General features: G+C 76.0%; 2 protein-coding genes. One reads left to right on the forward strand and one right to left on the reverse strand.

The features are described 5' to 3' along the window. The first annotated feature begins 539 nt into the window (after positions 1–539). Positions 540–3,269 carry a LuxR family transcriptional regulator gene (locus HB370_RS04325; protein WP_030793734.1) on the forward strand — a complete coding sequence of 910 codons (2,730 nt, stop codon included), beginning with the start codon at positions 540–542 and terminating at the stop codon, positions 3,267–3,269. A gap of 109 nt (positions 3,270–3,378) precedes the next feature. Here HB370_RS04325 and HB370_RS04330 read toward each other — a convergent pair whose 3' ends face one another. Beyond that, positions 3,379–13,962, reverse strand: coding sequence for a type I polyketide synthase (locus HB370_RS04330; RefSeq protein ID WP_167512941.1), 10,584 nt, complete (start codon positions 13,960–13,962; stop codon positions 3,379–3,381). Between the last annotated feature and the right edge of the window lie 61 nt (positions 13,963–14,023).

A 14,023-nucleotide genomic window follows, 5' to 3' on the forward strand; every position in this document is an offset into this window, starting at 1 on the left:
CACGGTCGTCCGTGCCCGGCTCCTTTCATTCATCATCCGGTAAATAAACGGTCTGTAAAACGATGCCTCGGCGGACCGTCCGGCCAGTAGGCAGGAGGTATAACGAGACCATAAGTGACCGACACATGACGAGAGTTGACAACGTTGATCTGGACAGATAACGTTTCAGTCTGCTATGTGTTTCTAAACTTTTAATTCGGGGATCGACCAGCAAAGCCGCAGACACCCCGCATGGATTTCAGCCAATTATTGGCCGAAAGCCCGTGCGGGGTGTCCACAGTACGCGGCGCAAACGGGAGACCAGAGGATGCAACGCCTCTCGCGATGCAGGCAGGGAACACACCGGCGGACGCGCGCACGCCGCGCCGCCGGTCAGCAGCCGTCCGCCAGGGCCCGAACCGCTCCGGCGCGCCGCCTTTGCGACGCCGTCGCCGCCCTTGTGAACTCTCCACGCACTGTCGCGTGACACCCCGCCGCCACCCATCACGCGACAAGCGGAACATCCGATTCGGAATTCAGAATCCATGGGGAGAGGCACGATGCATATCTTCGGCCGTTCGAGAGAACTCCAGTCCCTGGCCGAGGCATTCGACGACAGTGCACGGGGAAACGGCCGACTCGTGATCATCACAGGGGGCCCCGGATCCGGCAAGACCCAGTTGTTGCACGAATTCCTCACCACGCTGCACAGTGCCGACGCCCGCATACTGACCGGTACGGCCAGTACGGCGGAACGGACCCAGCCGATGAGTCTGGTCGGGCAATTACTCGACCGCCGTCCCCGGGACTCCGGTCCCCACCCCCTCCCCGTGTCCGCCCTACCCCGGGCGGCCGAGGCGGCCGAGGCGCTGCTGCGCCTGGTCCCCGGCGAACGGCCGCTGGTCATCGCCCTCGACGACGCCCACGCCATGGACCCGGACTCCCTGACGACGGTCGTCCACCTGCTGCGCCGCAGCCGCTCCCGGCGGGTGCTCGTGGTGTGCGCCACCTCCGGGCACCTCGGCGCGCTCCACACGGCCGCCCACACCGAGCTGCTGCGCCAGCCGCACCGGCGGGTCCGGCTGGCCCCGCTGTCGGAGGCGAGCGTCGGCGAACTGCTCGCCGCCCAGGCCGGACGCACCCTGCCGGGAGCCGTGTGCGACGCCTACCACCAGGCCACCGCCGGCAGCCCGCTGCTCGTGCACGCCCTGCTGGACGACAGCGCCGGCCTCGGCCCCGAGATCGGCCCGCCCGTCCCCGGCGCCGCCTACCGCCAGGCCGTGCTGTCCCTGCTGCACCGCGGCGAGGCCGGCCAGGTCCGGGTGGCCCGGGCCCTGGCCGCGCTCGGCGCCCCAGCGCCGGGCACCGCCGTCGCGGAGCTGGCCGGCACCACGCCCGCCGGCACCCAGGAGGCCGTCGCCGTCCTCAACTCCTCCGGCCTGCTGGACGGGCACGCCTTCCGGCACCCCACCGCCGCCGCGGCCGTCCTGGAGGACATGGACACCGGCGCCCGCACCGAGCTGCACGGCCGGATCGCCCATCTGCTGTATCGTTCCGGCGCCCCCGCCGTCGAGGTGGCACGGCATCTGCACGCCGCGGACCTGGTGCCGGCGCGCTGGGGCGCGGAGGTGCTGCGCACCGCCGCCGAACAGGCGCTGGCCGCCGACGACGTGGAGCGCTGCACCGCCTATCTCGGCATGGTCCTGCGCGTCTGCGCCGACCAGCGCGAGGGCCACGCCCTGTCGGTGGCCCTGGCCCGCGCCCAGTGGCGTACCAACCCGGCGGCGGCCGGCCCCCATCTGGAGCCGCTGCGCGAGGCCGCGCTGGACGGCGAGCTGAGCATGCGGGACACCGCCACCGTGCTGCGCTATCTGCTGTGGCGGGGCGACACCGAGCTGGCGGCCAAGGCCGTGGCCACGCTCGTACGCGTCCAGTCGCCGGCCGACGCGCAGACCGTCGCCGAGGTGGAGTTCGTACGGCAGTGGTTCTACGGGGTGGCGCTGCCCGGCAGGAGTGTCCCGGCCGCCGGCCTCGACACACGCCCCCGCCCGGTGCGCGCCGACGCCGGCGGACTGGCCTCCCGGGTGGCGGCCCTGGTCGGCGGCGAGGCCACCGACGAGTCCGCGGCAGCCGTCGCGCAGGCCCTGCAGGGACACCGGCTGGACCATCTCAACCTCGAACTGGTCGCGATGTCCCTGCTGGCCATCGCCCACGCCGACCGGCCCGCGCTGGCCGCCGACGCCTGCGACGGGCTGCTGGAGTGCGCCGTGGAGCGCCGGGCGACGACCTGGCGGGCCCTGCTCGGCTCCATCCGGGCCGAGATAGCCCTGCTCCAGGGGGATGTGACCACCGCGTCGCAGGGCGCGCTCGACGCGCTCGGCCTCCTGGGCGCCCAGAGCTGGGGAGTGCTCATCGGCCTGCCGCTGTCGACGGCCATCTCCGCGTACACCGCCCTCGGCTCCTACGCCGAGGCCGAGGAACTGCTCAAGCACGATGTGCCGGAGCCCATGTTCCGTACCGTGTTCGGCATCCAGTACCTGCGTGCCCGCGGCCACCACCACCTCGCCACCGACCGGCCGTTCGCGGCGCTGGGCGACTTCGAGACCTGCGGGCGGCTGCTGCGCGAGGGCAACCCGAACCTCCAGAAGGGCATCCCCTGGCGGTCCGACCTGGCCCTGGCCAACCTGCGGATCGGCAAGGCCCGCACGGCCCGCGAGTGGGCCGAGGAACAGCTGCGGCTGCCCGGCGGGCACAGCTCCCGGGCCCGGGCCATGGCCCTGAGGCTGCTCGCCGCGACCTGCAAGCCGCACCGCCGGGCCACGCTGCTGCGCGAGGCGATCGACCTGCTCAAGACGTGCGGCGACCGCTACGCGCTGGCCCAGGCGTACGCCGACCTGTCCGCCGCGCACTACGAACTCGGCGAGTACGCCCGGGCCCGGCTGGTGGCCCGGCAGGCGGCCCGGGAGGCCGAGGCCTGCCGGATCGAGTCGCCGGTCGACGCGCACCTGCTGGAGGACCCGGCACGGCCCGAAACCGCCGAGTCCGAGGACGGCCAGGCCCTCCTGAGCGACGCCGAGTGCCGGGTCGCCGGGCTGGCCGCGCTCGGCTACACCAACCGCGAGATCAGCACCCGGCTGCACGTCACGATCAGCACGGTGGAGCAGCACCTCACCCGGGTCTACCGCAAGTTGCAGGTGGCCAGCCGTGCGGAGCTGCCGTCGAAAATGCTGGAGCATCGCATCCCCAAGCTGTCGGACCGCTGGGCCGAGACCCACTCGTCGGCGGGCTGAGCGGTACGGCGGTACCTCGTCCCGTCCGGTCGGGAACCGGCGCGGGGAAGGGCACGCGGCCCCACCGGAAGGTCATCGGTGGGGCCGCGTGCCGCCTGCCCGTCCGCGGTCAGCTGAAGCTGCCCAGTTCGTCGTCCAGGATGCCGAACAGCTCGTCGGCCGTGGCCGTCTCCAGCCCCGTCCCGGCGCCCTGCCCGGTGCCGTTGTCCCGCCACTCCCCGGTGCCGTCCCAGCGGGCGGTGAGGGTGCGCAGCCGGGCGGCCACCCGGGCGCGCTGCTCCTCGTCCAGCGCGGGCGAGTCCAGCGCGCTCCCCGACAGCTCCTCCAGGCGCACCACTTCGGCCTCGATGTCGACCGGGGCGGCGGCGCCGTCGACGCCCAGTTCCGCGAGCAGGTGCCGGGCGAGGGCGTCGGAGGTCGGGTAGTCGAAGGTGAGGGTGGTGGACAGCCGCAGGCCGGTGTCCGCGCCGAGCCGGTTGCGCAGTTCCAGCGCGGCCAGCGAGTCCACGCCCAGGTCGCCCAGGGGGCGCTGGGGGTCGACGGCGCCGGCGGAGCCGTGCCCGAGGACGTCGGCGACATGGCCGCGGACCGTCTCCACCAGCAGGTTCAGGGCGTCGGCGGCGCCGAGGCGGGCCAGCCGGTCCGGCAGCGCCTCGACGGTGGCGGCCACGGGGACGGCCGCCGGCCGGGCGGTGCGCCGTACGGCCGTGGGGGCGAGACCCCGTACCAGCGCGGGGGCGTCCTCGGTGACCTGCACACGGACCGGCAGCAGCAGGGCCCGGTCGGCGGCCAGGACTCCCGCGGCGGCCTGGACTCCCTCGGTGGTGGGCGTGTCCCCTGCCGTCGGCGTGCCCCCGGTGGTCAGCGCGCGGTCGAACAGGGCCAGGGCCCGGTCGGCGGGCAGCGGGAGGATGCCGTCGCGGGCCAGGCGGCGCAGCTCGGTCTCGCCGAGCCCGGCCGCCATGCCCTCCCCCGTGTCCCACAGCCCCCAGCCCAGCGAGAGGGCGGGCAGCCCCTCGCTCCGCCGCCGCGCGGCCAGGGCGTCCAGGAAGGCGTTCGCGGCGGCGTAGTTGGCCTGGCCCGCCGCGCCCAGGGTGCCGGCGGCGGAGGAGAACAGCACGAACGCGGCGAGGCCGAGATCGCGGGTCAGCTCGTGCAGGTGCCAGGCGGCGTCCGCCTTGGGCCGCATGACCTCCTGGAGCCGCTCGGGGGTGAGGTCGGTGACCAGGCCGTCGTCGAGGACGCCCGCGGCGTGCACCACGGCGGTCAGCGGGTGCGCGTCCGGCACGGACGCCAGCAGACCGGCGAGCGCGTCCCGGTCGGTCACGTCGCAGGCGGCCACGGTCACGGTCGCGCCCAGGGCGGCCAGGTCGTCCAGGAGGCCGGGCTCGGGCAGCCGCCCGCCGCGGCCGGCCAGCAGCAGCCGCCGTACCCCGTGCCGGGTGACCAGGTGCCGGGCCAGCAGCCGCCCGAGGCTGCCGGTACCGCCGGTGACCAGGACGGTTCCCTCCGGGTCCAGAGCGGATTCCCGGGCGGGTCCCGCCGGGGCCGAGGCGGACGCGCCAGCGGTTTCCCCCGGCTCCGGGTCCGGGTCCGTGACGCGGGTCAGCTCCGGCGCGTACACCGTGCCGGCGCGCAGGGCGAGTTCGGGCGCGCCGGTGGCCACGGCGGCCGCGAGGACGGCGGCCGAGGCGGGGTCGCCGTCGGTGTCGGCCAGCACGAACCGGCCGGGGTGCTCGACCGCCGCCGACCGCACCAGGCCCCAGATCACGGCCTGCGCCGGATCGGGCGTGTCGTCGGCGTGGACGGCGACGGCCGACCGGGTCAGCACCACCAGCGGCGCGTCCCCCGGTTCCCCGGCGAGGTGCCGGCGCAACGCGGCGAGGGCGCGTACGGCGCTCTCGCGGGCCGCGGCGGGCGGTTCGGCGCCGGGGTCCGGGTCCACGGTGAGGGTGAGCGGTGCGGAGCCGAAGTCACCGGCTGCGACCGGCAGTTCGGTCCACCGCACGCGGAACAGGTCGCCGGGCTCGGGCGCGGCCGCGTGCAGCCGGCCGGCGGTCACCTCACGGATGCGCAGGGAGGCCACCTCGGCCACCGGCGCGCCCGTGCCGTCGTACAGGCCGAGGGTCATGTGGTCGGTGCCGTGCGGGGTCAGCCGCAGCCGGACCGCCGTGGCGCCGGTCGCGTACACGGTGACGCCCTCCCAGGAGAAGGGCAGGGTGAGCACGGTCGGGTCCTGGCCGTCGAGCAGGTCGATGGCGTGCAGGGTGGAGTCGAGCAGCGCCGGGTGCAGGGCGAAGCCGTCGGCCGCGGCGGGGTCGGGCAGGGCGAGTTCGGCCCAGACCTCCTCGCCGAGCCGCCAGGCGCCGCGCAGGCAGCGGAACAGCGGGCCGTAGGCGTAGCCCTGCGCGGCCAGGTGGTCGTAGGTGCCGGTGACGTCCACGGGTACGGCGCCCGCGGGCGGCCAGTCGGTCACGGCGGCCGGCTCCGGCGCGGTGCGCGGGGCGAGGACGCCGGTGGCGTGCCGGGTCCACGCGTCGTCGGTGCCTTCCGGGCGGGCGTGCACGGTGAGCCGCCGGCGCCCGTCGGCGTCGGGGGCCGCCGCGGACACCTGGAGGTGGACGGCACCCTGCCCGGGCAGGACCAGCGGGCGTTCCAGGGTGAGTTCGGCCAGGTGCGGGCAGCCGGTGCGGTCGCCGGCCTGGACGGCCAGTTCGACGAAGGCGCTGCCCGGGACGAGGACCACGCCCGCCACGGCGTGGTCGCCGAGCCAGGGGTGGGTGGCCAGGGAGAGGCGGCCGGTCAGCGTGACCCGGTCGTCGTCGGCCAGGTCCAGGGCCGCGCCGAGCATCGGGTGCCCGGCCGGGGCCTGGCCGAGGCCGCCCGCGTCGGTGACCGCGCCGGGCTCGTCGTCCAGCCACAGCCGCCGCCGCTGGAAGGCGTAGGTGGGCAGGTCGGTGCGGCGGGCGCCGGTGCCGGCGAACACACCCGGCCAGTCGACGGGGACCCCGCGGACGTGGGCGGTGCCGAGCAGGGCCGCGTAGGTCCGCTCCTCGTCCCGGTCGCGGCGCAGCGCCGGGACGAACGCCGCCCCTTCGGTGTCGGCGAGGGCGGGCGCGCCCAGCGCCGACAGCACGGCGTCCGGGCCGAGTTCGAGGAAGGTGCGCACCCCGTCGGCCGCCAGCGCGCGGACGGCGTCGCCGAAGCGGACCGTCTCGCGGACGTGCCGCACCCAGTAGCCGGGGTCGCACACCTCGTCCTCGCCCGCGCGGGCTCCGGTCAGGTTGGAGACGAGGGGGATGGCGGGCGGCGCGTAGCGCAGTTCCCGGGCCGTCTTCTCGAACTCCGCGAGCATCGGGTCCATCAGCGGGGAGTGGAAGGCGTGGCTGACCCGCAGCCGCTTGGTACGGCGGCCGGGGAAGGCGGCGGCGACCGCGGCGACGGCGGCCTCGGTGCCGGAGACGACGACGGCGCGGGGACCGTTGACGGCGGCGACGGACACCTCGGGGCCGAGATGGGGCAGCACCTCGTCCTCGGTGGCGTCGAGGGCGAGCATCGCGCCTCCGGCGGGCAGCGCCTGCATGAGCCGGCCGCGCGCGGCGACCAGCCGGGCGGCGTCCGCCAGGTCCCAGACCCCGGCGGCGTGCGCGGCCGTCAGTTCGCCGATGGAGTGGCCGGCCAGCAGGTCCGGGCGGACGCCGTGGGACTCCAGCAGCCGGTACAGCGCGGTCTCCACGGCGAACAGGGCGCTCTGGGTGTAGAGCGTGTGGTCGAGCAGGCCGGCGTCCTCGGTGCCGGGTTCGGCCCACATCACGTCCCGCAGCGGGCGGTCGAGGTGGGTGTCGAGCGCCTGGCAGACCTCGTCGAGCGCGTCCCGGAAGGCGGGGTGGGCGGCGTACAGGCCGCGGCCCATGCCGGGGCGCTGGGCGCCCTGGCCGGTGAAGAGGACGGCCGTCCTGCCGCCGGCGGGCCGGCCGCGGACCACGGCGTCGGAGGCGGTGCCGTCGGCCAGCGCGGTGAGCGCGGCGAGGAGTTCGTCCTCGTCGCGGGCGACGACGGCGGCCCGGTGGGTGAGGGCGGCGCGCTCCGCGGCGAGGGAGCGGGCGAGGTCGGGCAGCGGCCGGCCGGCGACCGCGCGCAGCCGGGCGGCCTGGGCGGCCAGTGCCTCGGGGGTGGCGCCGGAGACGACGAGCGGCAGCAGCGGGGCCGTGGCCGGGGCCGGTGCGGGCTCCTCGGCGGGTGCCTCCTCGAGGATCGCGTGGACGTTGGTGCCGCTGATGCCGAAGGAGGACACCCCGGCCCGGCGCGGCCGGTCGGTGGCCGGCCAGTCCCGTTCCTCCGTCAGCAGCCGTACGTTCCCCGCCTCCCAGTCGACCTTCGTGGACGGCTCGTCCACGTGCAGCGTCCTGGGCAGGACGCCGTGCCGCATCGCCATCACCATCTTGATGACACCGGCGACACCCGCGGCGGCCTGCGTGTGCCCGATGTTCGACTTCACCGAACCCAGCCACAACGGCTGTTCACGGTCCTGGCCGTAGGTGGCCAGCAGCGCCTGCGCCTCGATCGGATCGCCCAGCGTCGTCCCCGTGCCGTGCGCCTCCACCACGTCCACGTCGGCGGTGGTCAGCCGGGCCGAGGCCAGCGCCTGCCGGATCACCCGCTGCTGCGACGGACCGTTCGGCGCGGTCAGCCCGTTGGAGGCACCGTCCTGGTTCACGGCCGAACCGCGCAGGACGGCCAGTACCGGATGCCCGTTGCGCCGGGCGTCCGACAGCCGTTCCAGGACCAGCATGCCGGCGCCCTCGGACAGGGCGGTGCCGTCCGCCGCGTCGGCGAAGGACTTGGCGTGACCGTCGGCGGCCAGGTTGCGCTGCCTGCTGAAGTCCACGAACGTGTCGACGGTCGACATCACGGACACCCCGCCGGCCAGCGCCAGCGCGCACTCCCCCTGCCGCAGCGCCTGCGCGGCCAGGTGCAGCGCCACCAGGGACGACGAGCACGCCGTGTCGACGGTGAGCGTCGGGCCCTCCAGGCCGAGGGCGTAGGCGACCCGGCCGGAGGCCACGCTGCCCAGGCTGCCGTTGCCGAGGTGGTCGCGCACGGCCTCGGGGACGCGGCGCAGCCGGCTGCCGTAGTCGTGGTACATGACGCCCGCGAAGACGCCGGTGCGGCTGCCGCGCACGGAGTGCGGGTCGATGCCGGCCCGTTCCAGCGCCTCCCAGGACGTCTCCAGCAGCAGCCGCTGCTGCGGGTCCATCGCCAGGGCCTCGCGCGGGCCGATGCCGAAGAAGTCGGGGTCGAAGTCGGCGGCGTCGTACAGGAATCCGCCGAACCGGGTGGAGGAGTGGCCGGCCTTGCCGGGCTCCGGGTCGTACAGGCCGTCCAGGTCCCAGCCGCGGTCGGCGGGGAAGGCGCCGATGCCGTCGCCGCCGTCGGCCAGCAGCCGCCACAGCTCCTCGGGGGTGGCGACGCCGCCGGGGTAGCGGCAGGCCATGGCGACGATGGCGACCGGCTCGTCCGCCTCCCGTACGGTGACGTCGGCGGCGGCCTCGGCCCGCTCTCCGAACAGTTCCGTCCTGAGGTGGGCGACGAGCGCGCCCGCGTCCGGGTAGTCGAAGACCAGGGTGGCGGGCAGGCGCAGGCCGACCGCGGCGCCCAGGCGGTTGCGCAGTTCCACCGCGGTCAGCGAGTCGAAGCCGGACTCGCGGAAGGAGCGGCGCGGATCCAGCGTCATGTCGCTGCCGTGGCCGAGCACGGCGGCGACATGGGTGCGGACCAGCTCCATGAGGGCCGCGTCGCGTTCGGCGGGGCCGAGGGCGGCGAGCCGGCCGGCGAGCGGGGCGGAGTCCGCGTGGGTGGCGGCGGTACGGCGGGCGCGGGCGGGCACCAGGCCGCGCAGCACGGCCGGAACCTCCGTGGCGCGGCGCAGGACGGCCAGGTCCAGGCCGACCGGGAGCAGCAGCGGCTCGGCGGCGCCCAGGGCGGCGTCGAGCAGGCGCAGTCCCTCCTCGGTGGTCAGCGGGCGGACCCCGGCGCGGGCCATGCGGGCCACGTCGGCGTCGGTGAGGTGGGCGGTCAGGCCGGTGCGCTGCGCCCAGAAACCCCAGGCCAGGGAGTGCGCGGGCAGTCCGTGGTGGCGGCGGTGGGCGGCGAGGGCGTCGAGGAAGGCGTTGGCGGCGGCGTAGCCGGACTGGCCGGCGCCGTCGAGGGTGCCGGCGGCGGAGGAGAACAGCACGAACGCGGCGAGGCCGAGGTCGCGGGTCAGCTCGTGCAGGTGCCAGGCGGCGTCGGCCTTGGGCCGCAGTACGGCGGTCAGGCGCTCGCCGGTCTGGTCGGTCACCAGGCCGTCGTCCAGGACGCCGGCGAGGTGGACGACGGCGGTCAGCGGGCGGTGCGGCGGTATCCCGTCGAGGAGCCGGGCCAGTTGCTCCCGGTCGGCGGCGTCGCAGCGGGCCACGGTGATCTCCGCGTCCAGGCCGGCGAAGTCGTCGGCGGCGGTGCCGCTGCGGCCGGCCAGCACCACGTGGCGGACGCCGTGCTCGGCGACCAGGTGCCGGGCGACCAGCGCGCCGAGCACACCGGTGCCGCCGGTGATCAGCACGGTGCCCTCCGGGTCGAGGGCCGGTGCCGGTCCGCTCGGGGTGGCGCGGGCGAGCCGGGGCACCCGCACGGTGCCGTCGCGCAGGACGAGCTGGGGTTCTCCGGTGGCCGCGGCCACGGCCACCGCGGTGTCCGTGTCCTCGCCGTCCACGAGGACGAACCGCCCCGGATGCTCCCCCTGGGCCGCCCGGACCAGCCCCCACACGGCGGCGCCCGCCAGGTCGGTGACGTCCTCCTCCCCCGCCGCCACGGCGCCCCGGGTGAGGACCAGCAGCCGGGCGGAGGCGGTGCGTTCGTCGGCCAGCCAGTCCTGTACGGCCCTCAGCACGCGCTCGGCCGCCCGGTGCGTGCCGGTGCCCGGGCCGTCGCCGCCGGCGGGCAGCACCGCCCAGGCGGGCACGGTCTCCAGCGCGGCCGGGCCCCGTTCGTCCAGGACGGCGTACTCGGGCGCGGGTGCCTCGGGGGCGGGCAGGGCCGGCCAGTCCAGCCGGTACAGGGCGTCGGGGCGGGCGGCGGAGGTGAGCGCGGCCGGGTCTACGGGCCGGGAGACCAGGGCCTCGACCTCGGCGACCGGGGCGCCCGTGGGGTCGGCCAGCCGCACGGACAGCGTTTCGTCGCCGTGCAGCCGGACCCGCAGGGCGGTGGCGCCGGCCGCGTACAGCGAGACGCCGGTCCAGGAGAACGGCAGCAGGGCGGTGTCCTGGCCGCCGGCGGTGAGGCCGCCGGCGTGCAGCGCGGCGTCGAACAGGGCCGGGTGCAGGGCGAACGCGTCGGCTTCCACGGGGAGTTCGACCTCGGCGAAGGTCTCGTCGCCGCGCCGCCACAGGGCGCGCAGCCCCTGGAAGGCGGGCCCGTAGTCGTAGCCGAGGGCGGCCAGACGGTCGTAGGCGTCCTCGGCCGGTACGGGCTCGGCGCCCGGGGGCGGCCAGGCCGTGAGGTCGAAGGCGGGCACACCGGTCTGGGGGGCGAGCAGGCCGGTGGCGTGCCGGGTCCAGGCGTCGTCGTCGGCACCCTCGGGGCGGGAGTGGACGGTCAGCGCGCGGTGCCCGGTGTCGTCGGCGGCGGCCACGTGCAGCTGGAGCTGGACGGCGCCCCGCTCGGGCAGGGTCAGCGGTGCCTGGAGGGTGAGTTCGGCCAGGTGTGCGCAGCCGAGCCGGTGGCCCGCGCCGAGGGCGAGTTCGGCCAGGGCGGTACCGGGCAGCAGGGGGGTGCCGGAGACGGCGTGGTCGGCCAGCCAGGGCGTGGTCGCGGTGGCGAGCCGGCCGGTGAACACGGTGCCGCCCCCGGCGACCGGTACGGCGGCGCCCAGCAGGGGGTGGCCGGTGGCCTGGAGTCCGGCCGCGGTGACGTCGCCGCCGCCGGCGGACCGGCCGAGCCAGTACCGCTCGCGCTGGAAGGCGTAGGTCGGCAGGTCGGCGGGGCGGACCGGCAGGCCGTCGAAGACGGGCGTCCAGTCCACCGGGATTCCGGCGACGAAGGCCTCGCCGAGGGCGGTCAGCAGGCGCTCGGCGCCGCCGTCGTCGCGGTGCAGGGAGCCGAGGGCGGTGATGCGGGCGTCGGCGGTGTCGGCGGTCTCCTCGACGCTGTGCAGCAGCACGGGGTGCGGGCTGCACTCGACGAAGACCCCGTACCCGGCGTCGAGCAGGGTCCGGGTGGCGGGCTCGAACAGCACGGTCTGCCGCAGGTTGGTGTACCAGTAGCCGGCGTCCAGGCCGGTGGTGTCGAGGCGGGCGCCGGTGACGGTGGAGTAGAACGGCACCTCGGCGGGCCGGGGCCGGATGTCCGCGAGGTCGCTGAGCAGCCGCTGTCGGATCGATTCGACGTGCGCGGAGTGGGAGGCGTAGTCCACGGGGAGCCGTTTGGCGCGGTGGCCGTCGGCCACGATGGTCTCGCGGAGTGCGTCCAGGGCGTCGGCGTCGCCGGACAGCACCACGGAGGAGGCGCCGTTGACGGCGGCCACCGAGACCCGGCCGTCGTAGGGGGCGAGGAGGTCGCGCACCCGGGGCTCGGGCAGGGCCACCGACATCATGCCGCCGCGGCCGGAGAGTTCCCGGGCGATGGCCTGGCTGCGCAGGGCCACGACGCGGGCGCCGTCGGCGAGGGAGAGCGCGCCGGCCACACAGGCGGCGGCGATCTCGCCCTGGGAGTGGCCGACGACGGCGGCGGGCCGGACCCCGTGGGCGCGCCACACCTCGGCCAGGGACACCATGATCGCCCACAGCACGGGCTGGACGACGTCCACGCGGTCGAGGGGCTGCCGGGACCGTACGGTCTCGATGAGGTCCCAGTCGGTGACGGGGGCGAGGGCCGTGGCGCAGTCGGCCATGCGCGCGGCGAACACCGGTGAGGCGTCGAGGAGGTCGGCGGCCATGCCGGCCCACTGGGAGCCCTGGCCGGGGAAGACGAAGGCGATGCGGGACTCCGCCGCGGGCCGGCCGCGCACCACGTTCGGCGCGGTGTCGTCGCCCTCGGCGAGGGCGGTCAGCCCGGCGGCGAGGGCGGAGGGGCCGGCGGCGGTGACGACGGCCCGTTCGTCCAGCGCGGCGCGCCCGGTGGCGAGGGTGTGCGCGATGTCGGGGACGGGGTCGGTGGCGGTGGCGAGGTGGTCGAGGAGGCGGCGGGCCTGGGCGGCCAGGCCATGGGGGCCGTTGCCGGAGAGCACCAGCGGGAGCGGGCCGGTCCAGGCGGGGTCCGCGGCGCGGGGCTCGGTCTCGGGGGCGGCCTCGACGATGACGTGGGCGTTGGTGCCGCTGATGCCGAAGGAGGAGACGGCGGCGCGGCGGGGCTCGCCGTCGGCGGGCCAGTCCCGGGCCTCGCGGAGCAGTTCGACGGCGCCCGCCTCCCAGTCGACCTGGGTGGTGGGCCGGTCGGCGTGCAGGGTCCTGGGGAGCCGGCCGTGCCGCATGGCCATCACCATCTTGATGACGCCGGCGACCCCGGCGGCGGCCTGGGTGTGCCCGATGTTGGACTTGACGGAGCCCAGCCAGAGCGGCTCGGCGCGGTCCTGGCCGTAGGTGGCGAGCAGGGCCTGGGCCTCGATGGGGTCGCCGAGCGGGGTGCCGGTGCCGTGCGCCTCGACGGCGTGCACCTGGCGGGGTTCCAGGCGGGCGTTGGCGAGAGCCGCGCGGATGACACGCTGCTGGGAGGGGCCGTTGGGGGCGGTGAGGCCGTTGGAGGCGCCGTCCTGGTTGACGGCGGAGCCGCGCACGACGGCCAGGACGCGGTGGCCGTTGCGGCGGGCGTCGGAGAGCCGTTCCAGCAGGAGCAGTCCGGCGCCCTCGCCCCAGCCGGTGCCGTCGGCGCCGTCGGCGAAGGACTTGCAGCGGCCGTCGAGGGCGAGGCCGCGCTGGCGGGAGAAGTCGATGAAGGTGTCCGGGGTGGACATCACGGTGACGCCGCCGGCCAGGGCGAGGGTGCACTCGCCGGTGCGCAGGGCCTGTACGGCGAGGTGGAGGGCGACCAGGGAGGAGGAGCAGGCGGTGTCGACGGTGACGGCGGGCCCTTCCAGGCCGAGGAGGTAGGAGACGCGGCCGGAGGCGACGCTGCCGAGGTTGCCGTTGCCGAGGTAGCCCTCGACGCCCTCCGGGACCTCGGTGAGCCAGCTGCCGTAGTCGTGGTACATGACGCCCGCGTAGATGCCGGTGCGGCTGCCCTTGAGGGTGTGCGGGTCGATGCCGGCGCGTTCGAATGCCTCCCAGGCGGTCTCCAGCAGCAGCCGCTGCTGCGGGTCCATGGCGAGGGCCTCGCGGGGGCTGATGCCGAAGAAGCCGGGGTCGAACCGGGCCGCGTCGTACAGGAACCCGCCTTCGCGGACGTGGGTGCGGCCGGGGGCGTCCGGGTCGGGGTCGTAGATCGCCTCGGTGTCCCAGCCCCGGTCGTCGGGGAAGTCTCCGACGGCGTCCGTGCCCGTGTCGACCAGCTGCCACAGCTGCTCGGGGGTCTGGACGCCGCCGGGGTAGCGGCAGCTCATGGCGACGATCGCCACGGGCTCGTGCGCCGCTTCGGTGATCTGGTCGTTGTGCCGGCGCAGCCGCTCGTTCTCTAGCAACGACTCGCGCAGCGCCTCGACGATCTGCTCGACGGATGTGTCCACGGTCGGTGTCGCTCCCTGCTGGCTCGGCGGCGCTGGTGACGCGGTGAGGGTGCGCCGGTGC

It is taken from the genome of Streptomyces sp. DSM 40868, assembly GCF_011820545.1.
Taxonomy (GTDB): Bacteria; Actinomycetota; Actinomycetes; order Streptomycetales; family Streptomycetaceae; genus Streptomyces; species Streptomyces eurythermus.

Bases quoted from the DNA above. Each gene is read 5' to 3' on its own strand.
- HB370_RS04325 (WP_030793734.1), top strand. From the start codon at position 540: ATGCATATCTTCGGCCGTTCGAGAGAACTCCAGTCCCTGGCCGAGGCA.